At 38.4% G+C, this 22,336-nt stretch carries 24 protein-coding genes; 1 reads left to right on the top strand and 23 read right to left on the bottom strand.

Annotated features, from left to right (window positions below):
* Positions 1-7 precede the first annotated feature (7 nt).
* The 19 genes from HUB64_RS22575 to HUB64_RS22485 form a co-directional block, all read right to left on the bottom strand.
* On the bottom strand, positions 8-514 hold the full coding sequence (locus HUB64_RS22575) for a hypothetical protein (protein ID WP_028759493.1): 507 nt from the start codon (positions 512-514) through the stop codon (positions 8-10).
* A gap of 38 nt (positions 515-552) precedes the next feature.
* A complete protein-coding gene (locus tag HUB64_RS22570; protein WP_173248270.1) occupies positions 553-1,359 on the bottom strand; it encodes a type III secretion system protein in 807 nt (268 codons plus the stop codon).
* Between the two features lie 14 nt (positions 1,360-1,373).
* The gene (locus HUB64_RS22565) at positions 1,374-2,417 is read right to left on the bottom strand and encodes a VspD (protein ID WP_173248272.1); all 1,044 of its coding nucleotides are present in this window, start codon (positions 2,415-2,417) and stop codon (positions 1,374-1,376) included.
* Positions 2,418-2,573: 156 nt separating this feature from the next.
* Positions 2,574-3,746, bottom strand: coding sequence for a hypothetical protein (locus HUB64_RS22560; RefSeq protein WP_173248274.1), 1,173 nt, complete (start codon positions 3,744-3,746; stop codon positions 2,574-2,576).
* Between the two features lie 20 nt (positions 3,747-3,766).
* A complete protein-coding gene (locus HUB64_RS22555; protein WP_173248276.1) occupies positions 3,767-4,954 on the bottom strand; it encodes a hypothetical protein in 1,188 nt (395 codons plus the stop codon).
* Positions 4,955-5,122: 168 nt separating this feature from the next.
* The gene (locus HUB64_RS22550) at positions 5,123-5,611 is read right to left on the bottom strand and encodes a M48 family metallopeptidase (RefSeq protein WP_173248278.1); all 489 of its coding nucleotides are present in this window, start codon (positions 5,609-5,611) and stop codon (positions 5,123-5,125) included.
* 29 nt (positions 5,612-5,640) lie between these two features.
* Positions 5,641-6,132: a regulator gene (locus tag HUB64_RS22545; RefSeq protein ID WP_173248280.1), complete on the bottom strand. Its 492-nt coding sequence runs from the start codon at positions 6,130-6,132 to the stop codon at positions 5,641-5,643.
* Positions 6,119-6,664, bottom strand: coding sequence for a type III secretion protein (locus HUB64_RS22540; RefSeq protein ID WP_173248282.1), 546 nt, complete (start codon positions 6,662-6,664; stop codon positions 6,119-6,121). The genes HUB64_RS22545 and HUB64_RS22540 overlap by 14 nt, the downstream gene beginning before the upstream one ends.
* Complete coding sequence (gene sctI / locus HUB64_RS22535; protein WP_263162474.1) at positions 6,664-6,942, bottom strand: type III secretion system inner rod subunit SctI; 279 nt, start codon at positions 6,940-6,942, stop codon at positions 6,664-6,666. The genes HUB64_RS22540 and sctI overlap by 1 nt, the downstream gene beginning before the upstream one ends.
* Positions 6,943-7,483: 541 nt before the next feature.
* Positions 7,484-7,858 (bottom strand): hypothetical protein, encoded by a 375-nt coding sequence (locus HUB64_RS22530; RefSeq protein ID WP_173248284.1) that lies wholly within the window; start codon positions 7,856-7,858, stop codon positions 7,484-7,486.
* Positions 7,859-7,898: 40 nt separating this feature from the next.
* Positions 7,899-8,132: a flagellar biosynthetic protein FliQ gene (locus tag HUB64_RS22525; protein ID WP_173248286.1), complete on the bottom strand. Its 234-nt coding sequence runs from the start codon at positions 8,130-8,132 to the stop codon at positions 7,899-7,901.
* Positions 8,119-9,771, bottom strand: coding sequence for a hypothetical protein (locus HUB64_RS22520; protein ID WP_173497861.1), 1,653 nt, complete (start codon positions 9,769-9,771; stop codon positions 8,119-8,121). The genes HUB64_RS22525 and HUB64_RS22520 overlap by 14 nt, the downstream gene beginning before the upstream one ends.
* A gap of 4 nt (positions 9,772-9,775) precedes the next feature.
* Positions 9,776-10,171 (bottom strand): hypothetical protein, encoded by a 396-nt coding sequence (locus HUB64_RS22515; protein WP_173497860.1) that lies wholly within the window; start codon positions 10,169-10,171, stop codon positions 9,776-9,778.
* Positions 10,125-11,387 carry a type III secretion system ATPase VscN2 gene (gene vscN2 / locus HUB64_RS22510; RefSeq protein WP_168826340.1) on the bottom strand — a complete coding sequence of 421 codons (1,263 nt, stop codon included), beginning with the start codon at positions 11,385-11,387 and terminating at the stop codon, positions 10,125-10,127. The genes HUB64_RS22515 and vscN2 overlap by 47 nt, the downstream gene beginning before the upstream one ends.
* Positions 11,388-11,389: 2 nt before the next feature.
* Entirely contained in the window at positions 11,390-12,853 is a 1,464-nt protein-coding gene (locus HUB64_RS22505) for a secretin N-terminal domain-containing protein (RefSeq protein WP_168826338.1), read from the bottom strand.
* A complete protein-coding gene (locus HUB64_RS22500) occupies positions 12,843-13,130 on the bottom strand; it encodes a hypothetical protein (RefSeq protein WP_168826336.1) in 288 nt (95 codons plus the stop codon). The genes HUB64_RS22505 and HUB64_RS22500 overlap by 11 nt, the downstream gene beginning before the upstream one ends.
* Positions 13,123-13,800 (bottom strand): type III secretion system apparatus protein VscT2, encoded by a 678-nt coding sequence (locus HUB64_RS22495; protein ID WP_242068364.1) that lies wholly within the window; start codon positions 13,798-13,800, stop codon positions 13,123-13,125. Before HUB64_RS22495 ends, HUB64_RS22500 begins: the two co-directional genes overlap by 8 nt.
* Before the next feature lie 7 nt (positions 13,801-13,807).
* A complete protein-coding gene (locus HUB64_RS22490; RefSeq protein WP_168826332.1) occupies positions 13,808-14,503 on the bottom strand; it encodes an EscR/YscR/HrcR family type III secretion system export apparatus protein in 696 nt (231 codons plus the stop codon).
* Between the two features lie 43 nt (positions 14,504-14,546).
* A complete protein-coding gene (locus HUB64_RS22485; protein WP_014620520.1) occupies positions 14,547-14,825 on the bottom strand; it encodes a hypothetical protein in 279 nt (92 codons plus the stop codon).
* Positions 14,826-15,390: 565 nt separating this feature from the next.
* On the opposite strand from HUB64_RS22485, the gene HUB64_RS22480 reads away from it, so the two are divergent.
* Positions 15,391-16,485 carry a YopT-type cysteine protease domain-containing protein gene (locus HUB64_RS22480; protein WP_173497859.1) on the top strand — a complete coding sequence of 365 codons (1,095 nt, stop codon included), beginning with the start codon at positions 15,391-15,393 and terminating at the stop codon, positions 16,483-16,485.
* Positions 16,486-16,725: 240 nt separating this feature from the next.
* Here HUB64_RS22480 and HUB64_RS22475 read toward each other — a convergent pair whose 3' ends face one another.
* The 4 genes from HUB64_RS22475 to HUB64_RS22460 all read right to left on the bottom strand — a co-directional run bounded on the left by HUB64_RS22475 (position 16,726) and on the right by HUB64_RS22460 (position 22,122).
* Positions 16,726-17,592, bottom strand: coding sequence for a hypothetical protein (locus HUB64_RS22475; RefSeq protein ID WP_168826328.1), 867 nt, complete (start codon positions 17,590-17,592; stop codon positions 16,726-16,728).
* 233 nt (positions 17,593-17,825) lie between these two features.
* Entirely contained in the window at positions 17,826-19,202 is a 1,377-nt protein-coding gene (locus tag HUB64_RS22470; protein WP_173497858.1) for a hypothetical protein, read from the bottom strand.
* 396 nt (positions 19,203-19,598) lie between these two features.
* Positions 19,599-20,150: a winged helix-turn-helix domain-containing protein gene (locus HUB64_RS22465; RefSeq protein WP_173497857.1), complete on the bottom strand. Its 552-nt coding sequence runs from the start codon at positions 20,148-20,150 to the stop codon at positions 19,599-19,601.
* Between the two features lie 517 nt (positions 20,151-20,667).
* Positions 20,668-22,122, bottom strand: coding sequence for a WH2 domain-containing protein (locus HUB64_RS22460; protein ID WP_173497856.1), 1,455 nt, complete (start codon positions 22,120-22,122; stop codon positions 20,668-20,670).
* Positions 22,123-22,336: the final 214 nt, after the last annotated feature.

The following is a 22,336-nucleotide window of genomic DNA, read 5'->3' as shown; positions in this document are numbered from 1 at the left end:
TTATACTTTACTCTTGAATATAGTAACGGCGACATAAAGCCAATAATGACAGTAAACCATCTAAATTATGTTCATAAGCGACAAGTTGCTGCACTGTTTTGCTATTAGCATCCATATCCCCTGCGGAAGACTTAACATCTGCAATATATTTTTTAAGCTGTTTTCTTAACGTTAATGGATATAAGTGCTCACAGTGCTCTGCCGCATGTAATATCCAAAGTTGAGCATCATTTAATGATTTAACATCAAGTAAATTATCAGAGAAACCTTGCCAATCGCGTAACGCCTTGAGCTGATAGCTATTAAGCTGTCGAGCAAATTGCCTTTGCTGATCCAATGTTAAATTTTTACGTTTAACCCGGAACAGACGAGGATATTTTTTAGTTCGCTTGTCGACTTGCTTTATATCTTTTACTCGGCGAGGCTGGCGGTGGTCACCAGCCTTTTGAGTTCGGTTAATATCCGAAATTTTTTCGGTGCGTTGTGTCACGGCAAAAGAAACGGGTCGAAGCATAGTTAATCAGAGCGAGCTTAGGCTCGCTCTGCTCCGTATTATCGGTTAGTCACTAAACTCGCTTTCGCTACAGCTTCAAGGATCTCATTTAACTTCACCGCTTCAGCAGTCAGATCTTGAATATATTGATCAAGCTGAGCATCAAACTTCTCTTTCAAGTCTTTGCTCGCTTGAGTCTCTTCTTGTACTTTCACCTGTTCAGCATTTTGAATTTCGTTTGCATTGCCAACCATACCATCAGCCATTCCACCCATTTGAGTGACAGAGTTGTACTTGGCAGTACGCTGCTGCTGAAGATTAGCACTGTATTGATTAAGCTCTTTTGCTGTTAGATCTGAGACTTTAGGAGACTTATCAACATTAGTGACTTTACCAGACTCAAGATCCGTCGTTTTTAATAACTTGACTCCTCCTGTATCCGCAGCCCCTCGGTCGCCCATTTTGGATAAGTGTTTATCCTTCAGCGTTTTAGTTTGGCCAATTCGAACAGTTGCTGCAGTTGTCATTCCCATGTTAACCACAGATGACGCTAAGGTAATACCGAAGCGTAATTTGGCATCTTGAGATTTATCTTGCGCGAGCATAGTCGCCAACTCTGACGTAGCAACAGCTTCACCAATGCGATTCTTCATCACTTGAGCGCGAACCTGTTGAGACGACTCAATAATTTGTGCTAAAAGTGCCAGTAAATCAGCCATTGAAACCGAGCCTTTGTTGGCCTCTTTCAATGAGTTTTCATAACTGCCCCATGCTTTTTGATCTATCGGCTTGAGATTATTAACAGAAGAAGTCTCTTCAGATTTTGTCGATGGTAGTGACAGTGCACTCATTTGTACTAAATTCATAAATTAACTTCCTCTTACATATTGATTGAAATAATCTTGTCGTTGTATTCGCGCTGATCACTATTAACTTTAAAAAGTGATTCAAAAGCATGGCTTACCGCACGCAACGCCTGATTAAGCATGGTCAAGATTTGCTGGATACGTGTTTCCAACTCCTCTTGGTTTGCTTTAGCAATCTCAAGATCTTTTGTAATGTCGGCAGACTTAATCGCGTAACCGCTACTCACGACTGAAGTTGCATTTGAAGTAACCGAACTTGCTTGAGCAATCTTTGAGGTCAGCTTTTCACCACCACTTGCAAATGACTTAATCTTATCGAGTAAAGGCTCAATCAACTTCATAACTTTGTTGACCATACCCTGAATTTTTGTCGATATAGTGCTGAATGACTTCAACGTTTTAACTGCGTCGACAGCCTTATCAACCATAGTTGCGACTTTCGCAGCCCCACTCGCAACAGCCTTACCCGCAGTCGCCATCATGTTCCCAGGATTGAAACTGACCACCATACTGATAATGCCAATAGCAATCTCTAATCCCATTGATACATAGCCCCTGATCTCTTCAGAGACACCTGCGGCTTCCATAATCTTATCGACAATTTTAGGCAACACGATCGAAGCAATCATGAAACCAATCATCACTGCAGCCATAACAGGATTGAATGGCGCCATTATAATTGCCGCAAGAAAACCTAATCCCATAGCAATCTTGCCCCAAATGCCTTGGCTCTTTTGGGCTTGCTTCTGTTCTTCAATCTGCGCCATACGCTCTTTAAGCGCATCGATCTGAGTATTTTTTTGAATATCTATCAGTGTTTTTTTCGCTTCAGAGTTTTCTTTACCGGTACCAGAAAACGCTTCAGCGGCCAGTTTCATACTCTCTTGCACCATGCGCCAGAGCTGACTATCGGACACTCCAATCGTATTGCCTGGTAAGGGTTGATTCGGCTTAGCCGATTCTGTCGCAGCAGTGTTTTGGCGCTGAACACTCTGGCTCTGTTCATCGACTGTACCAATAATGCTTGGCGCAGCGACGGTAATCATGAATGTACTCATAGTTATTTCCTTTCATGTGACGATACTGGGAATAGATGCGCACTCACTATCAGAGTTACTGAAGTGAGCTTGCACATCTAAATTCTCGCGATGCGAGCGGCATGTTCCCAGTGCTACCATGCCCTTCTATTTTGTACTTAATACAAACACGACTCTTTAGATGTTCCTTGCGAATGCCATTTGCTCATCACGGCAGACCTGAATCCAATACTTAAGGGTCTGCTGCAGCATCTTGACTTGATCGCCGATACGGTTAATTTCTTTAATATCTTCATCAGTAAGCTGTCTAGGCGAGAAGTTTTTATAAAGATCTGTTAAATATTGAGCCTGAATCGTTCCGTCATAATCGAAGGCCTGAGTCACTCCAGGTGGTAAAGGCTTATTTGTGTCCGACGAATTCTGCCAACCAGGACACTTAGCACTGAACAAGTACGCCATCGCATCCATATTGGCTAATTTAGTGAGTAGTCCATCAACCTCTGCTTTACTGCCAGTGAGAATGGTCTCGACCTCGGCTGCCGATACTGTTTGATCACCGTTTAACGCGCTCAGCAACACAATTCTTGCCATAGGGCTAATATCGTTAAGGCCGCTGGTGATCCAGCCACCGGCATTGGGATCGTTATACACAGACGAGGTAAAGCGACTCGATAACTCTGTGGGCGTCGTCGATGAGATATTGCCGCCACTCATAGCTGACATAGCTTGGTAAGCAATGCTATCCGTTGGAATTTTCCCCCCCTGAATCGCACTATTCAGAGTACTCCAAACATTATTGACCTTCGCCCCCAATTGCTCAGGGGTAAAATCCCAATTGGTATGACTGCCACTACCAGTTTTTTCCAGTAGAGTCCCCAATTCTTTCAAGAAGTTAGCGTCTTCTAAACCGTACTCTTTACTATTACTCAACACATCGAGCAGCACCAGCTGGAACATGTTCTCGTACTCAATTCCGTTAATCCCGCCCTCTTTCATAGCAGTAAACATCTGCATAATGGCGGCCTCGAATGCAGGTTTTCCACCACTGGTCCACTTATTAACGATGTCTAATTGACTTCCATAGCCCTCAATACTCGTCGCAAGAGCCGAAGCAATAACGGCCTCGGAATGTTGACCCGCCATAGCCATCACCACTTGTTTCTGCTGCGCCGCAACCATTAATAGCGTTGTTACATCCCCCGTTTCGACATCGAGTGAGGCGAGCGCACGGTCAGCAATCGCCAACTTAGATTCATTCGCGACAGGCTGCATAGTTTTAAGTGGTGCATTTTCGGTTGTAGACGGCAATGTCCACTGGGGCTGAAGACCAGAAACACCATTAATACTCATAGCAAACTCCCTGTTGATTGTTAGATATTTCTAGCGAATGCCATGAGTTCATCCCGGCAGATCTGAATCCAGTACTTAAGGGTCTGCTGGATCATTTTCACTTGATCGCCGATACGGTTAATTTCTTTAATATCTTCATCGGTTAACTCGCGTGGTGGAAAGTCGGTATACATATCTTTAAAATAACCGGAATCCAATCCAACCCCCTCCCAATCAATCACCTTATGCCCATTTTGAGTGACTTCACGCCAACCGCTATCTTCCCCGTGACCATCATTTTTAAAGAGAAAATCCATAGCAGATGTATAACTTCCGCCCGGTGTATTATTTTTAATAAAGTCATTCAACTCACCCACTGACCCAGTGAGAAATAAATTTATCGTATCTTGCGTTACGTCAGGATACTTATTTAAATAGGCAGCCATTAGTGCCATACGTAACATAGGCGAGACACCTGCATCACTTGGATATCCAGCATCACCAATAAACGAATATTTATTTTCAAAATTATTTTTAAAGTGGTCGACTAATGCAGATGGTGCGCCTTGTTTATCTTTTAAAAATGTCAGTACTTCATTACACAGGCTGTCTTTCGGAGCATTTTTCAACATAAAGTCAAAGATAGCTGTACTTTTATCTGCGAATTTCTGTCCATTCCAGCCCTCATGATATCCATGTGAACCAGAACCCGTGCTCTCTAAAAAATGCATCATGTCTTCCATCATCTGTGGCGTGAGATCTGGAAAGTCAGCTGAGTGTGAAATGTAATCCATAATGGCTAGCTGAAATAAATCTTCAATTTCATTACCTGTGATACCATCTTTCAGAAAACCTTCGAACATTTCTCTCATTGCACTTTCGAACATCGGCAGACCGCCAGTTGTCCAACCTTGTATATGTGCTAATTGTTTACCATAAGCTTCAATGCTTCCCGCCAAAGCAGAGGCGATCGCGCTTTCAGAGCTCAGGCCAACCATTGAGCGTACAACTTCTTTCTGATGGGCAGCAAAAGTAGCAAGCGTCTGAAATGGAGATGGCTCACTCTTAGTAAATGGCAGAGCTTTATTTGTTTTTTCTTCTTGCTGGGAGGCAGACTTAACTAACTTTTCTATATCATTTAGATTTTTTTTATCGGCATCAGTCAAAGATGAACTTTTTTGTTCAAAATTTAGCGCATCTGATAACACTCGTGCATTATTCACTATCATTTATAGAGTCTCTACAATTTAAGAATCCTGTATCCTCTTGATGGTACAGGTTGGGAATGCACTCACACAGAACAGCTAAATGTGTGAGTCATGAAATTGGCTTATATCTCAAGAAAAAACTTAGATTCAAATGGTTGTTTCATATTGACTCTGCAATACTATCTATAATTAAGGTAAATACGGGCTCAGCTGCGACTTAAGATAATGATATCGTTGCAGATAGAAATCATTTAAATTATCTTCTTTTACAATAAGCCAGGTAACACTAGCCTCGGTATATTCATTTAACTTATAATGACACAAAGAAATGTTGAGAATAGTTTCATCTAGATCATTTGTCGGGAAAGTCTTTAATATGTTTAGCACTTCCAAAGCTTTTTTAAATTGCCCTTTTTCCAAAAAAATGGCAGCTAGACATCCTGGGCCTCGATGATCATACGGATTTAAACCAACATAGGCAGAAAAAACAATCTCAGCTTCCTTAAATTGGAAGTCAGTATAAAACTTAACCCCTAATTCATAAATTGATTTTAGTTGAGTTATTGTGATTTTCTGCGACTTACGCATAGCTGCAATATCTTTTTCAATGACTGTGCCACTCAATAGCTCAAAAAAGTCATCACAGGTTTCACCTGGGCGTATTGTATTTTTTTTCATATAAATTCAATCCAATTTTAACGGTTATTTTACCCGCCGCTGAGTTCGATATCTGTATCCTTGGCGACTTGTAAGATAAAGGCATCAAGTCTAGTTGAAGATTTTACTGCTAATATGGATTCTGGCAGTGATATACCTAGTCTTAAAGCCCAAATGATGGCATGACGTGGATTGTGAATAGCCAATAATGCTACTCCAAGTTTTTGGGTGCACATATTTTTTGACACATTAGAATCGAGTTTAATTCCTAGTGTACTTGACCAGAGATATTGACTTTGATTGAGATATTGCTTGCTCAGCAGCCAAGATCGATCACTTGCGTCACCTTTGCGAGCTTGGTATATGACTACGCTACCCAATACTTTCACTAAAGCAGTAATTTTTGAACGTCTAGGTGTAAACCATACCTGTACCTCACTCTCGGTTAGTGTTGTAAGCACACTATATTGATCCGGGGAAAGTCGCCGATTGACCAGTAAATAATGTAAGTATGTTTGATGAAGTTTTTTATACTTTTTCATTACCCGTATTCTGAAAAAAATAACTGACAGTTAATGTATCCAACTCTGAAACTAAGCCTTTCAAAAAACGCTCAATATTCAACTTATTTTCACGTTCGATTTCATCAAAGCTAAAAATAATAACCGAGACTCGCTTATTTTTTTCCCCAGTGACGATAACACTGCTCCGTAGCACATTGGGAATAACACTAATTTTGTTATATATTTCGCGGCTCTCAAGCAAGTTTCCCTTCACTATCTCTAACTTACTCAAGCTAGCAAATTTTGACTCAAGCAGATCATTGAGATCTTCTCGTTCAAAATAGAAATTGAATTTTGTTAACACTTCTCTCGCCTGAGCTAAGTGATCTTTATCAACATAGACAAGATGACGATCCTTACTAATAGATAAAGAAGCGGAAACCTGATATCGGGCCAGCAGAACAACCACTTTGTTCGCTGCATCAGCGGAATCAAAATTGGCAACTTCTACTCGGCCCTGATCATTACATCCAAAGAGTACAAGAAAAACTATCCAGTACAGTTTTTTCATCACTGGGCCTTCATGACATCATTTATTGCAGTGGCAGACTTCGAAGCAATTTTAGTTACTGTTTCCTGATACATGCTGTAATGAAATACCGATTGCTGTAAGGCCAACGTATCCTGCAAGGTAATCGTTTTGCCATCATTTATCTTCTGTAAATTATTCATAATCTCTTGAAAACCTTCACCAATATTATTAAAGGTATCTTCAAATACAGAAGGTTGTATCGCTTGTACATTAAGATCTACCATTTCTAAACAACTCTTTAAATCAATACGCTTCACAATGTTTGATATTTAACCGCTGCCATCGTTAGCAAGCAAATGAACAAACTGGAATCAAAGTGAAAAAACACGAGTTTAAAAATAACTTTTTAATACAATGAGTTAATTAATAGACCCCGAGTTATTAGTTAAACTCCTAACCCGTCATATCCAAATATATGCGCTTTAGGAAAGTATTTATCGGCTTCAGTTTTACGCTTTACCCAAAACTTCAACACCTTTCCTTCTCTAAGTAAGTCATTTGTAGTCGAACAGCTTCGCTATGGCCTACAACATAAATATTCTTAATACTTTATCGGGTAGACAATTGATTGCTAAAAGGGCTATAGATGACACCATTAGTCACATGACGAACACGCGTTGCGTTGGATTTAGAATCAATAGCCACTTTTTCAGTGCATTATGGAGCCAGCTTAGTCGGATATACTGGAGACAGTTGATGAACAGATAATAATGAAAGAACATTAAAATTAACTAAATCATTCCTCTTGAATCATCAACTGCAGAAATTTCATTCCTGAATAATGATGTAAATTACTGGCTAGACTTTGATATATGCAACCATGTTATTGAACAGTTTCAGCTTACCGGCCAACACTCGTTCTACATTAGCGATATCTGCGGAAAATTCTGTCACTACTGTTAATTTCTCTTTCTTTATATTGAAGAAAACGTCTTCATCAGACATGAGACTCTCTATTATTTTAGGCGCTTTATTTTTAAGCATGCGTTGATCACGCAAGGGGATTTCAATAAAAGTTTGCAATGTTCTATCATTTATATAAACAAATATCTCCTCTCCGCCATTCAATTCGATTGCGATAGGATCATCACCCTCGATGCGAGATAATAAGCTTGGTGACACATTAAAATCATCTACGAGTGTTTTATAAACAATTTCTCTGAGTTTTTTCATAATACCTTCCGTTTAAAAGTTAATATTTAACTATTCAATGTTAGAGTTGCCCAAAAAGCAGATGGAATTGATCATAAATCCCACCGCCAACTTGTGTAAGTAAAACGATAAATACAACTAATTTAGCCGCCATAGGTAAGCCTGGATCTTGCACACTAAACACAGTTTGCAACAGACCGACAATAACTCCCGTGACGACAAAACTAAGCGAAAAAATAATAATCGCACTCTTGAGAATGTCTAAGCATGCCGCTGTGACATCAATGACGGTCATAATAATCCTCAAGAAAGTTAGTCACTTTGTTATCCTCAAACTGGAATACGTAGTACTTATTGCGAAAAAATACTCGATAGGTGTTCAATTGCGCATATTGGGTAAAATACTCGGGTGCGATTTGGTAATGCAGCATCAACGAAGACAATACAGGTTGGACAGTCATGCCTGCACTCACAGCTCCAATCGCCACAAGTTTAGAACCTAGACTTGGTAATTCCATCTGAGTTACTAAAACTGAAGATTTTTCCTCAATAAAAACCTTATTTATGTGCTGACCTCCCTCCTTTACTTCTAAATTTGAATGAACTGGTACAAAAGCTTTAATAACCGGGTCTTCTTTCTTCTCTCCGGCGGATAAGCCTTTATTAGCATTCGATTCTCGCTGTACTCGAGCCAAAACAGGTACATTAGAGTGAGCAACTGTTAATTCTGATTGCTTTTGAAGATTCACTCCAGACTCCCCCTCCATAGCAGCCAGCTGACTTATTGGTGGTGATTTAATTGGTGACGACAGAGTCGGTTGAGGCACTGCCGCCATAGACTGGGGTGGTGTCGTCAGTGAGCGCGTAGCCTGTTCTGAATTCACAACTGGTTGCACTACTATCAAGGATTTACCAACCAGCGTCGTTGACACTTGAGCATTCGCTCCAGACTCTCGTCCGATAACAGCGGATGGCTGACTTATTAGTGGCGACTTAATTCGTGACGACTGAGTCGGTTGAAGCACTGCCGCCATAGACTGGGGTGGTGTCGTCAGTGAGCGCGTAGCCAGTTCTGAATTCACAACTGGTTGCCCTACTATCAAGGATTTGCCAACCAGCGTCGTTGACACTTGAGCATTCGCGCCAGACTCTCGTCCGATAACAGCGGGCGGCTGACTTATTAGTGGCGACTTAATTGGTGACGACTGAGTCGGTTGAGGCACTGCCGCAATAGATTGAGGTAATCGCGTCAGTGAGCGCGTAGCCTGTTCTGAATTCACAACTGGGCGCTCTACTATCAAGGATTTGCCGACAGGCGCCTCTAACACTTGAGCATTCACTACTGACTCAAACCCCATTGCCGTAGTAGGTTGCTTTATTAGTGACGACTTGAGTAATGGCTGAGAAAGTTCAGACTTTGCCCTCAGAGGGAGCGTAATCTTATCCGCACCTACTGTTGACTGAGCTGTGTTCAAAGACTTGCTGACTGGCACCGTTGAAGATGACACCTGGGTATTCATCGCAACCTCATCAGTGTTGCTCACTTTTAACTGAGATTGAACATGATTCGCTACTGGTATTGCACGTCTAGGCCGCTGCAAATTAGCCACATTTGCTAATGGTTCACTGGTCTCGAGTTTAAGCCGACTGCCACTAACTGCATCAGACGAATGGATTCTGATAGCTTTACTCGCCGAAAATATATGCTGCCGAAGTGGTACATAAGCCGTGACAGGTACAACATGCCCCCAAATAAAACCCTCTTCATGCTCAGCCTCATGGCTTTCAATGGCCTCCTTTTCACCATCAAATGTTGATGCATCATGAGAAGAAGCCTGCCGTTTTGATAGATTCAAAAGCTGTTCAAATTCGCTCTCTACTGGGCTCAAACAGGCTATTTGGGCAACTGGGGCAAGTCTATCCATCTTTGTCATTTTGTCACTCATCTCTTAACTGTTCTTGGATCTCAGCTAAAGCGTCCTTTCGTTTTTCTTGCCTTCGCTTTTCAGCGATAACAAGGGCAATCTCGGCAGCTAATTCATTAGCATTTTGCTGGGTCACAGACGCATCGAAGAATAAAGACTCGATATGAGACTTAACGCTTTCTCTTCGCTGAAACAAACGAGAAAGCCCATTTAATTCGTCTTTAACGACTAGACTTTTTAACTTTTGTTGCTCATTGGCGATTAATGCCCATGAGGCCTCTATCGAATCCAATAGCTCTTGATGCTTCAAATTTAGTTTGGCTAATTTACGTTGTTGCTTGCCAATTCTGATGTCAACTACATCAATAAGTTGACCAAATTCGATCCATTGCTTGGAGGGTTTCTTCATATTCGACCCCGTCGTAACCTTGCTTCAAAAACTCCATGATATATGGGAAGCGCTCTATCGCTTCGTCGGTCGCCAAATCGTTACCTTTCTCGTACTCGCCGACTCGGATTAACAATTCAACATTAAAATAGCGATACACCATATCTTTGAACTTTTCAGAAAGACTTACATATTGAGGATCCTGAACTTTATTTTGTAGACGGCTCTTGCTCTTTAGTACATCAATAGCAGGATAACGGCCAGTAGAAGCAATTGTCGTTGAGTAGACCAAATGTCCATCAATCAGTGACTTAACTTCATGTGCAATAGGATCTTCATCAATTTCTTTTTCAATCAATACCGTAAAAATTCCAGTCACTGAGCCATGAATAGAGTTACCACAATTCTCTACCAGTCGTGACAGTGCCAAAGAGACTCCGATCGGAATTCCGCCCTCGATGGGAGTACCATCTAACATGGCTTGTGCACGTGCAAAACGTGTCAATGAATCGAAATAGAGCACCACTTTCTTGCCCTGAGCCATGTAATGCCGAGCAATAGATACAGCGACTAAACCCGATCTCACTTTCTCCAACGGATTTGCTTCGGATGTAGACACTATAGTGATCGATTTTTGAATCACAGCAGGACCAATCTCCCCCTCCAAAAACTCAACCACCTCCCTTGCACGCTCACCAATCATGGCGAAAATCACCACATCGGCATCCATGTTATTTGCCATGATCGAAACCGTAGTAGTTTTGCCAGCACCTGCGGGGGCAAATAGGCCCAAACGCTGCCCTACTCCAATGGTGAATAAGCCATCAATAATTTTAATTTTTGTTGGAAAGACAGTGTCGATTGGTGCGCGAATATTAAGCGGTATAGGCTTATCGATAATGGGTAGATCATAGTAATCACCCTCACCGCCCAAATATTGTTCACCATACAATGACTCGCCATAGCAATTAATGACCTTACCAATAAGAGCGGTTTCATTCAGCGGGAAACAGAAGCGCCGTGGGGTAATTTCAACTTTACTTCCCCGTTGAATAGCCCCAGGCTGGAGCAACTTAATTTCTACTCTTTTACCAGTAATTTTCATTATCTCACCACGAATACGCTCATTAGCGACTGTGATAATGAAGCACTCCTGCCCCACAAAAGTATTTATACTGACATGACAAATCACTGTATCTTGATAAGATTCTTTAACCTTAAAAAAATGTTTGATCATGACTAGATAACCTTAAATGACACTGATACGTAACGTTTATATTTACGTTTAGTTTCCTTCTTACTCTTAAATAATTCACCTAACCAAGGAATACTTGAAAGGATAGGGACACCACTCTCGACACTATCAGTCACTGTATTGTCAAATCCTCCAAGAATAACGGTCTGCCCTGGTTCAATATAGACTTCTGATGTCAAAGATTGAGAGTTAACTCTAGGCGCCTGAGTCGCTCCGCCTTCTGTCTTATCATCACTCAGTGACTCTTCTATATAGCTAAATTTCGCCTGCACTTTTCCTGATGGCAATAAACGGCCAGTGACATACAAACTATTTTCGGCCTCAATTTTTTGAGTTGATACTTGCTTATCAGATATAAGTACAACTGTAGCCGTTTCTTTTTTACCAAAATGCCCTTGCTGGTTCTCTAAGACTAAGAGATTAGTTTCATATACTCCTCTAGCCATATTATTAGTATACAAAGCTTGAAAATTTTTGAAAAAATCTACTGTATCCGTAAAGGGTGGAACGATAATATCGTACAGACCTCGACTGCCATTCAACCATGAACTATTAACACCTAGTGCTTCAGTTCGTTCTACCGAAACATCATAAACCCGAAGGAAAAATAGCAACTGCTGCCGTTTAACATCAATAAGAGTGGCAATACGCTTAGCTAACTGGATCTCCTCAGGGGTACCACGAACTAGCAATGCATTACTTCCAGGTAATACCTGGACTTTAGAGGTAAACTCATCCTCTTCAAGCTGTTGTTTATCATTTTGGTTAAGTTTTAGTTTATAAGCGCGCTTAACCATTTCTCCATCGCTAATATTCTCAAACTGACCAATTTTCTCAATTGCCGATGAGATTAAAGACTGCGCACCAGGAAAAATAACATTACCGTCATATGAATCAATTTGGCGATCCATAACAGATATATAATCAAACTCGATCCGTGCCAATTCCAAATTATTACCATTCTCTAAAAACTGATTTTTATCAATCATATTAGAGTAGACAACAACGTCATTAACAAACTTACGTGTTCCTGAAATAAAGATAGAGTTGCCACTGCCCACGAGTTCAATTTTCGTTGTATTATTGGCTCTGAACGTACTCTTTAATTCTTTAAGCAGGCTAGCTGGTGTAATATTTCTGGGTTTAAATGCATGATTTATATAAGCCTGACCAGAGTGAACCGTTAGTGTCCCACCATATACATACCAATCAAAATCATAAACATCAGAAAGCTGGTCCAACAAATCGAGACCGTCACCAGAGAGTGTTTGAGTAATAGGCTGTTTAGCCTTTTTTTCTTCAATATCATCAACTAACTTTAGCTGCATATCCTTAGCTATTGCCGCCAAGGCGCCTTTCAAATCGATATCAGACTGCTTAATAAATACCTTTGCCTGACAAGTAAATGCCGTAAACAAAAGGAAAATAAGTAAGATTCTAGACTTCATCAAGTATCTCCTTCATACGTTCCTGACTAACTTTCATTTGTCTGATACTTTGATTAATAATGGCTTGCTCTACTATTTTCATCGTAAACTCTTCTTCAGTAACATAATCATTTTGCTTACTAGCGTGTACTTTTACTTGGCTATCGGAAAATTGTTCACTTAAATGTACTTCACCAGCAGCTTTGAGTTCTGACTCAAACTGAAGGGCATCCCTTTCTGAAGTGGTTTTAATTTGCTGACTATTCAATGTGACATTCAATAAATTAATGTTACTCATACCCTGCCTTTTTCATTATTTGTTTAAAAACATAAAACTGATCTTGTAACAGCCATAGGTTAAGAATAATAATCATGGTGATAGCTTTAATATCTGCTGTTGTACTAATAGATAAAGAAGCTTTTTTGAAAAAAAGGTCAACATAGCCACAACAAATAGTAATACACAACAACAGAACCATGTATTTACCAGTCACCATAGCCATCATAGTTAAGCTATCAGTGATGTAAAAATACAAAGTATCAAAACCAACATTAGCACCTTGTTCAATATTCTCTGAGATCACCGCCAGCAAAGGTCTAAAAACCACACCAGAGTCCAAGGCATACATCAAAAACATCAAAGAGCTAATCTTAGATAGCGCTTCAGACTCATCAGTAAAACGTTTATCTTGTACAGACTGTTCGTTAAGCAATAATAACTGTTGTATAACACTGCCAACCATACCACTGAGCCAATAAGGTACAGATGAAAACATAGCAAAAATAATAACGCTTAATACCCAAAAAGGAGTTGGAATATTTCCTAAATCACTAGAATCTATAACAATTGCAAGTCCAACAGCAATAGCAAGTGCCGTCGAATTATCAAGATAAAGACGTGTTGGATTATAAATTTTTAAAAATAAAAATAATCCTGCAAATAACAGCCAGTTAGGAAATAAAAGCATGTCCATATCACTGGAGTGCTCTAAATAAAATAGTCCAACTATCAGAAAAATAAAATACTGCGAGTTTTACAGGTGTCGATATTACCGTCGGTGATAACATAGTCATACCTACACCACTGAGAATCACGGCAATTAAAAAATCAATACTCACAAATATCATGTATAGCTTTAGGCCAAACTCGAAACCTTGATACAAATCTAAAATCAGATTACCAAGAAAATATTTTAGTGTATCACTCCCTGAGTCAAAATTAAGTGGAATGTCAATAATGCCAGTTAGTTCATTAGTTTTACGCTGCGCCCTCGCCAACAGTTCAGGGAAAAACTCAAATACATTGCTGACCAGATAATACATAGTCACTTGTTCTGGCTTTTTATCCTCAAATAGGGAGGATGATTGCAAGACGTCAGGGTCTATTCCTCCATTAATCTGCTCAATAAAATATGGCTTAACCCTCTCTAATCCGGGTTTTATATCAGGCCAAATACTATTAAGCGCCATTAATGCCGCAAGTAAATTCACTACTATTGTAGGTGGAATTTGTTGTGTACCCACCGCATTTTTAATGATGTTAAGTACAATATTATATTTAACATATCCAGAGAAACAGATAAAAAAGACGGTAGACAACAAGATCAGAGTCAGGAGCAAAATTAAATTTGCTCCTGAAAATGCATTATCTGGATTCAATAATTGCAACATCTATAGCACTCTCTATTGCCCATAATGCATTATAAAATTAAAGTTAAATGTTTCTTGCCGCTGCAGAAATAGAGTCTTTAATTGATTTTAATGTAGTTGTTGAGGTTTGAGCGGTAATGCTTTGATCTGCCATTAACTGTTGTAGCGATAAAGAATCAGATGCACTCAAAATAAGTGTACCATCTTTATCTGGTGTAAATTTTCCATCTTTATCAACACTTCCAGTATGATCGGTAATGAATGTACTGACCTTATCGTCGGCATTATTAACTAAACCGCCAAAAACACCACTTATATACCCAGTTGATAATTGTTGAGCCATTTAATACATCCCTAGTTATTCATACGTTTATTTCTAATGCTTAACATGCCTACTTATACTTAACATGCCTACTTAATTTTACATACATGCACACATGCACAAACTTCTAGATAGCTCTAGAATGCGCAAAATATAAGCCATCTGCGCCAGGCCAAGCCAGTGAAAACTTCTGATAAAACACGGAAAAAGCTCATTAAAAGCACAATCAGCTAATGTATTAATTTATCCTTGGCGCTTTGCGCGTCTGTTGAACACGGCCAAAAACCACTGATTAATATGGTTTTTTAAAAAATCAAATTACCGTAAATCACAATGACCTGTATCTTCTGAACCTTTAAGCTGTAGGCCGCGCCGAACATTCTGCATAGATATTATCTCTTCCCATACATTTAAGTTAAATCAAGCTGCATGACTTATAGTCATTTATATGTTGAATCGACAATTTAAACTCATAAGACTTGCATGGTAACCTTTGCCTTAATATTTCATAAACAATCTTACAATTATATCTAACTAAATATACTAATATTCACTATAAATATTGCAATTAAAATTTTAGGTGTCTATGTCTCTTGTTCCAATTTCAATACGATCTAATCTTGGATTAAGTGTTTCATCGATCGAATTGAGTAATCTTGAAAATATAGATGTGAAAAGCATTAATAAAGTCGACATTTCTCGGTTAGACAAAACATTATTAGTAACAAAAAAGCCTGTTAAACGGGAAAAAGTTATAATATTGAAGGATAAAATTAGTGATGCAAAATATGGTCGAATTTTTGATGTAAAACGAGAAGAAATAAAAAATGAAGTATCAACACTTAGTACTAAAGGATTAACGAAAAGTGTATTAAAAGCATTCAATAAAGATAAACGGCTTGCAAGCATCATTCATAAGACTAATGATAAAACGATTGGCCAATCTGCTATCATTAGAGATTTCCAGCTCGTAGGGGTTAAGCTGACCACTCTCCCTAGCAATTATCGAGAATTATTTGAATTCATAAGAGCAAGCTTCTCAGATAATAGTGTGGTTGATGGCATTTTCAAAAAATATGAAAATCGTGGTCAACTTGATGAAGCTTTAAAACCTAACGCGACTAAAAAAATTCTCTCGATACTTTTTTCATTACCACAAAATCAACAACTGCTTGCCAATTATTTCGGTGGATGTCTTGATGTCACTTGGGATCAATCGAGCATACTGAAGAATATTCAAGTAGGTAAAGATGGGCTATGTTCAACGCTCGCCATAAAATGGTGTGCTGACAAACATCAGGGTGTTCACTTTTTTAATGATATGGACACAAAAGAGGGTTTAGAAGAAGTTGTTAACCTAAAAATAAACAAAGAAGTAGCATCATATTTGCAATCTAGTGGGTTAGCTGTCTCGGAAAATGAAACAAACCTTAATATAAAAAAGGCAGGTTTCCATTTATTGGGTCTTTCTCCCAAAAATAAAGGTTATGGACATGAAGTCGCAGCATTTATCGACGACCAAGCGAAACAGTACAAATATTTCGATCCTAATCTTGGAGAGTTTTCTTTTTCAACGTCAGAAAAAATGAAGTCATTTATTCTGACTTCATCGACCAGAATATATACAGACTTAAAGCTGGATCAAGACTTAATATTAACTGCAGTTGAAGAAAATAATTAGCATAGCTCCGAACATTTCTCTGATTTCCCAGTAAAATCCACTTTTCAAAGAAGGAGGTCGTCATTGCGACCTCCACTATCTGCAACTCTTAATGGAGAAATATTAACCTAGCCTTTTTCACTTCAATTGGTTGCTCGCAGCTTTATAGTGAGGATATTGAGTAACCATTCACTTCCCGACCATTTTTGTCCAGCCGTTTAACACTAACCAATACCCAATGACTATTCAAATTAATGAGTTTTATTTATTATAATCAACATAACGTTGACCATAATAATAAGGACCATGTTGTTGCTTAAACTCACGAACCTCCCTAGAGCGTTCGCTATTGCTCCTCGTTAATCCTATCTGTTTTGCATCAATAGGCAGATAGTCATATCTTCCATGTGAATTTTTGACTTTCATAAAATTATCAGGCTTTACATCAAAAGGTCTAAAACCTGCTTGTTCCATCATAACCAGCACTGAATATGGAATTTTTTCATGATTATCTAGATGCTTTGCACCTGGTATTTTTTGAAAAGTAAACACTCTTACTCGTGGAGAGCCACATACTCTATCATCCCTCATAGTAATAAGGTCATTGTTCGCAAAAATTGCATACTTACCATCATAGAAATTATGATTACGATATACATCATTTACTCTTAAGTCGGCATTAGTTAACGCTCCCCACGTACTATCTTGTTTAAAGATCTTATACCCTCTCCCTGTTTTTTTATCGATAAATACTTCTCGATTTGTCCCCTCAAATTTTTCATATTTTCCCGCCTTAGCCTCCTCTTTTAATTGAGATATTGTTTCTGGATGACGGATGTTTATTGAGTCAACATGACTTGACAGTGCTAGATGCAATGGCAGAACTTCATGCTGCAGTTGTGGCTTCAACCTTGGTCTTGGTAGTAGTAGTTTTTGTGGTGTAGCTAGCTTAGCTAAAAATGTGGCTATTACTTCCCTTTTTTGTATATTCAGGCTCCTTATCAAAGTTTGCTTTAAGCGTAAAATATCCACATTACGAACACTTTTTACATCCAACTTTTTTAATTCACTCGATGATATATTTAACCCAAGCTTTTCTCGAAGGGAAGGAATTATAATAAGTGACATATACACCTCTAAATTTGTTGATGAAAAGCACACCATCTTCCACGAAGAATGCAATCAATGACTATGCAAAATATACATTAATATTATTCTCATACTACAAATGGCTTTAGTTTATAAATATAAAAACATTAACCACATCTTAAATAACATCTGCAATAAAAAACCACTTTTAAAAGTGGTTTTTTATTAACACTGAGACATTGTGATATCAATTAATGCCAGAGACAAACTCATTACCTACGATAAGTCGTTGCCATCAAGTCTGTGATTTTTTTATCTGCATCAGAAATGGCACTCTTTAAACTACTATACATTTCATCATGCTTCATAATTTTATCATTTTTATCCAATACACCTTTATTTATTAGCATATTGGCTATATATGCCCCCTGTATCACTTCAGGTAAACTATGATGCACAGGCTGCTTTACGCTATCACCAACTAAGTGGTCTAAGCATACATCAAGCACTTGTTCGAAATTAAATGTAGCATTGGTGGCACGACAGAGTTTAGCTGTCTGAATGGTATAATGCAGAGCATTTCCAGATACACCTGCAGTGAAACCCTCCATATCAGGACGGCTGAAATTATCCATATTGAGGTTTACAGCTAAATCAAGTATATCTTGGCCTAACGTATCGATATTATTTTGATACATTTTTTCGTTAGGCTTAAAATCAAAATGTAACCCCCCAGAAGCTAAAATCCCCTCATTAAATAAGCCACTTTTACTTTTACTGGAATCGACAGGGTCCCGCATAATACCTTGCAAGGCACCACCAAAAAGCTGACCTAAATCAACTGGCTCACCTTTTTCACTCATAAATGCGTTTAATGCATAGGTTTCATGGAGCTTAGCGCTTGGTCTATCTAAAAGGCTGCTAGGAAAGCCAAAATTCTCAACTAATATCTTATTATTTCTTGCTTCAGTTTCATTTTTAACAACCGCAGCATCACCAGGAAACTCTAACACTAAATTTTCTGGTTTCAAGAGTTTGTTTGTATAAAGGTTATTACCTTGAGTGTCCTTCAATGCATCTTTAGTTAATTTTTCAAATAAGTGTTTCTCTTCACTTTCATTCAATTTTTCATTTTTTGATAATTTGTCTCTGATTGTGTTCAAACGTTCAGATAACTCACTTTGATTAGAATTCATAAACCCATCAAAACATACTGATAACCGTGAAAAGATCTCTGCTTTATGCACTAATGTAAATTGATCAGATGTCACTTTGACAGGCTTACTTTGATCGCATTGAAGAAAGTTTTTCACATATACCTTCTTCCCACTTAGATCTACATCATCTGTTGCCGTATTAAGAATATTAGTTAAACTAGATGCCATTGCATCGAGAGCCCGTTCAGAAGCAGTACTTTTACCATTTATTAATTTATTTTTAATTAAAGAAGAAAAAATTTCACTGCCGCTTTTTAGTTCTACTTTTACTTTTTGGTAAGGTTTTGGACTCAACAATTTACTTAAAGAAACAATGGGATCTTTATTCTCAATGTGGGAAATTTTTTTGACATCTAAATCAATATTTTTTTTATCCATGATTTCAGATGTTTCAGTCTGTCCGCATGCAGCTAGTTTGTTTAATGAAAGCATAATATCTCCTAGAGGTTGAGCTTTAATTATCCATCATCCTGCACATCAATATCACCAGATTACTTATGAAAAAATCCGTAAAAAATAACTATCACCGAACGACATGTATAACAACCAACAGTCGCGCTTATACCAAGATGTAAAAGTGACTTTAAAGGAGCAAAAAAAGCCTTATCCTTGGCTCAAATCTCTGTAGAGAAGCCCATAAATTATAGAATACTAGTAGAATATTTAAGACAATCTTGCGTATGATTTCATTTCGTTTCAAGGTTGAATTTGAACGTGAAAAATTACACTAAAAATCTTTTAGATTGAATCAACTATTATTTTAAAAAACAAAAGTCAACCAATATGAATCTTGGCACGCATAAGTTTAAATTTACGTGAAATATAATTTTAAAAAAACTTATTGAAAACGACTATTGCTCCTACTGTTAACATAGATGCAAGAAGAGCAGAGAAAAAACATACCAATAAAAAATATATATTTCTCATTGGTATGTCAGTACGAATTGATAAATTTCGTTCGATTGAATATGGAGAAACATTGATATTACTTAAGGATTCTTTACGACTCTGCTTAATATTCTTTATCTCAAAAATCGGATATTCCTCTTCAATTAAAACGCCTGAAACACTTTCATCCAGAATCAGTATATAACCTTCTTTAGAAATGGTTTTTATTTCGCACGCTAAGTTATCAAATTGCGCAAGAGATTTTCTTAAATTAGAAATGGCTTTGGTCAATGATGTTTCACTCACGAAAACCTTACCCCAAACTTTTTCTTGTATATACTCCTTACCTACAACTTCATTTACATGATCACATAGTAGTTTTAATATTACAGCCTCACGTCCACCTATGCTAACTACATTATCCTCAGTGCTAACCTGTCTTTTAAGCACATCAAAAACCATCTGATTTCCTAACGCATAGTTTCTTGCCATTGCTATTCCTCCTAAGAATTACTCGTTCATCACAAAATTAACTCAGAGTTACATTGTGGTCTTTTTTTCAGAATAAAGTAATAAAAAATCGCCAAAAAAAGATGAATTAACCAGAAAAAAATCGAAAAAAACACACTCAAAAAACAAGGTGCGGACCTTTTGCAGCTTTGAAAACAATGGAAAAACAAACGAAACCAAATGTATCAAGCTGCCGAATGTAAATACTAATTATTAAGATTACAGTACATTGTGCTGATATGCTTAGAAGGTGATAAGGAACTACGGGAACCCCAGAGAATATAACTAACAAAAACCTAAATATTCATACTTTAAAATATGACACACTTTATTATACTCACCTTAATTATTTTAAATTAAAAATTTACCTTTAGGAAAGTTTAGTGTTGAAACTTAATTTATTAATGTGTACACATATGTTTATGTTTACAAATCTATATACATTAAGTCATAAGCCAGGCCCAAAATATCTACTTAGACCCGACTTACTATTTTTAGCTTAACTGTTAGAATAACCCAGTTTTAATTGTAATGTTTTTATTAACTCACTCTGTTTTTTGACCAAAGCCTCCTGTCCTAAAAAGGTAAAGTCTTCAAATCCAGTTTTCATATGAATCGATAGAAATCTTGATATATCTGCTTTAAGACTGTCGGCTCCATGGATGTTTTCCATGAATTGCTTTTCCAATTTTGCCTGCGCATCTTTACCATTCTTAGTAGCGAATCCTTCCATAAAAGGCATTTCTGTAAGAACTTTGAGTGCTGACTGACGGTAATTGCTACCTAGTAAATTCAATTTTTCTTCATTTGTCGTCAGTTGATTGGCTGTGCGACGAGCCCCATCTAAAATGGCTTCCCCTTTTTTCATCTCAATGGCGCCACGGCTACTATCCGAGCGGAAAAGCCGTGTTTTTCCTGAATCGAGGCGACTCATCGTTTCAGTGGCAACACCTTTACGCTGCGTCTGGAAAGGCTGATCAGACACAACATCGGCTCGCTTCCATAGATCAGGAAAACGTTTCACTTCGGCCCAATAACTTGAAATCGATTTAGACTGCCCGTTCATTGCCGCCTCTAACGCATCAATATCCGCATACTGCCCATATTGATCGAGTAAAATGCCTTCCCAATTAACCTCCATAGCATTGACAACATAATCACTAATTTGTTGGCAGAGCAACTCTCTATTAGCTTGATTCATATTGGGCGCTGTTTTAAGTAATTCATCAGAGTAGAGTTCATCCATGGGCTCATTTTTTGTTACAGGTGCCTGAACATCATCATTTTTGATTCCAGTAACTGCTTTTTTAAGGTTGTTTTTATTGAAACCTGTAATTGCATTTAGCAAAGCGTCCTTTCCTCCACCTGACGGCGCAACCACGTCACTTGCCATCGCACCTACTGGCAGGATCGGAGTCGGTGGCGGCAAAGGTGGCGGTGGCGGTGGCGGTGGCAATGTACCACTTGCCATAGTTAATACGACAGGAGGCTGAATATCTCCTTGCACTGTGGATGGTGCAGTACTTTGGCTGGATAAAACCATCCGAGCGTCTTGCATTTTTTTCAATACTTCTTGTAAAAATGAAGTATCGGCATTGGGCGTCACAGGTCGCGCTTTCTGATCTGCCGTTACCGATCGCAACTCAACGCCATCACGAATCGCTTGCATTAATGACAGTCTAGAATCCGCATTTTGCTGCGGCGCTGTAACTGCCATTTTGGCAACTTGGGCTGGTTTGGCTAACTGAAGCGGTTTATTCGCAACTGACTTTTCTTTGCCATTCTTCGAGCGAGATTTAAGACGGATAGATTGAAACAGCGATAAAAAACGCTTTTTTATACTAGGCCTATTACTCACCTGCTTAATCTCGAGTTTATCAGTTGCGGCGTTACTGACGCCCTCACTCTTGATATCTGATGAAGGTGGATTGATGATGTGATTGGAAATTGGCATCCGGTACTCCTCTGGTCATAGGCTCACTAGTGTTTGAAATATGTGAGCAATTAATTATCTACTCCATCACTATATAAATAAGTAGAAAGGGGACACACAGACTTTGTCTGAAATATTCTGAGTAAAACTGGAATGACTTAATCACTCTGTTTATTTAGACAGGTAAAAAGTAATCACTAGTTAGTTAAAAATTAGGATTGCTCAAGTAAATTAA

The organism is Shewanella sp. ISTPL2, assembly GCF_013283205.1.
In the GTDB taxonomy this organism is placed as follows: domain Bacteria; phylum Pseudomonadota; class Gammaproteobacteria; order Enterobacterales; family Shewanellaceae; genus Shewanella; species Shewanella oncorhynchi.
The sequence above is the reverse complement of the archived record's forward strand: the minus strand, read 5'-3'. Positions and strand labels throughout refer to the sequence as shown.

Bases quoted from the DNA above. Each gene is read 5' to 3' on its own strand.
- HUB64_RS22545 (WP_173248280.1), bottom strand. From the start codon at position 6,132: ATGAAAAAGTATAAAAAACTTCATCAAACATACTTACATTATTTACTG.
- HUB64_RS22575 (WP_028759493.1), bottom strand. From the start codon at position 514: ATGCTTCGACCCGTTTCTTTTGCCGTGACACAACGCACCGAAAAAATT.
- HUB64_RS22530 (WP_173248284.1), bottom strand. From the start codon at position 7,858: ATGAAAAAACTCAGAGAAATTGTTTATAAAACACTCGTAGATGATTTT.
- HUB64_RS22555 (WP_173248276.1), bottom strand. From the start codon at position 4,954: ATGATAGTGAATAATGCACGAGTGTTATCAGATGCGCTAAATTTTGAA.
- HUB64_RS22500 (WP_168826336.1), bottom strand. From the start codon at position 13,130: ATGAGTAACATTAATTTATTGAATGTCACATTGAATAGTCAGCAAATT.
- HUB64_RS22460 (WP_173497856.1), bottom strand. From the start codon at position 22,122: ATGCCAATTTCCAATCACATCATCAATCCACCTTCATCAGATATCAAG.
- HUB64_RS22520 (WP_173497861.1), bottom strand. From the start codon at position 9,771: ATGACAAAGATGGATAGACTTGCCCCAGTTGCCCAAATAGCCTGTTTG.
- HUB64_RS22565 (WP_173248272.1), bottom strand. From the start codon at position 2,417: ATGAGTACATTCATGATTACCGTCGCTGCGCCAAGCATTATTGGTACA.
- HUB64_RS22540 (WP_173248282.1), bottom strand. From the start codon at position 6,664: ATGAAAAAACTGTACTGGATAGTTTTTCTTGTACTCTTTGGATGTAAT.
- vscN2 (WP_168826340.1), bottom strand. From the start codon at position 11,387: ATGATCAAACATTTTTTTAAGGTTAAAGAATCTTATCAAGATACAGTG.
- HUB64_RS22505 (WP_168826338.1), bottom strand. From the start codon at position 12,853: ATGAAGTCTAGAATCTTACTTATTTTCCTTTTGTTTACGGCATTTACT.
- HUB64_RS22550 (WP_173248278.1), bottom strand. From the start codon at position 5,611: ATGAAAAAAAATACAATACGCCCAGGTGAAACCTGTGATGACTTTTTT.
- HUB64_RS22495 (WP_242068364.1), bottom strand. From the start codon at position 13,800: ATGCTTTTATTTCCTAACTGGCTGTTATTTGCAGGATTATTTTTATTT.
- HUB64_RS22480 (WP_173497859.1), top strand. From the start codon at position 15,391: ATGTCTCTTGTTCCAATTTCAATACGATCTAATCTTGGATTAAGTGTT.
- HUB64_RS22515 (WP_173497860.1), bottom strand. From the start codon at position 10,171: ATGAAGAAACCCTCCAAGCAATGGATCGAATTTGGTCAACTTATTGAT.
- HUB64_RS22465 (WP_173497857.1), bottom strand. From the start codon at position 20,150: ATGGCAAGAAACTATGCGTTAGGAAATCAGATGGTTTTTGATGTGCTT.
- HUB64_RS22570 (WP_173248270.1), bottom strand. From the start codon at position 1,359: ATGAATTTAGTACAAATGAGTGCACTGTCACTACCATCGACAAAATCT.
- HUB64_RS22470 (WP_173497858.1), bottom strand. From the start codon at position 19,202: ATGCTTTCATTAAACAAACTAGCTGCATGCGGACAGACTGAAACATCT.
- HUB64_RS22475 (WP_168826328.1), bottom strand. From the start codon at position 17,592: ATGTCACTTATTATAATTCCTTCCCTTCGAGAAAAGCTTGGGTTAAAT.
- HUB64_RS22490 (WP_168826332.1), bottom strand. From the start codon at position 14,503: ATGTTGCAATTATTGAATCCAGATAATGCATTTTCAGGAGCAAATTTA.
- HUB64_RS22485 (WP_014620520.1), bottom strand. From the start codon at position 14,825: ATGGCTCAACAATTATCAACTGGGTATATAAGTGGTGTTTTTGGCGGT.
- HUB64_RS22560 (WP_173248274.1), bottom strand. From the start codon at position 3,746: ATGAGTATTAATGGTGTTTCTGGTCTTCAGCCCCAGTGGACATTGCCG.
- HUB64_RS22525 (WP_173248286.1), bottom strand. From the start codon at position 8,132: ATGACCGTCATTGATGTCACAGCGGCATGCTTAGACATTCTCAAGAGT.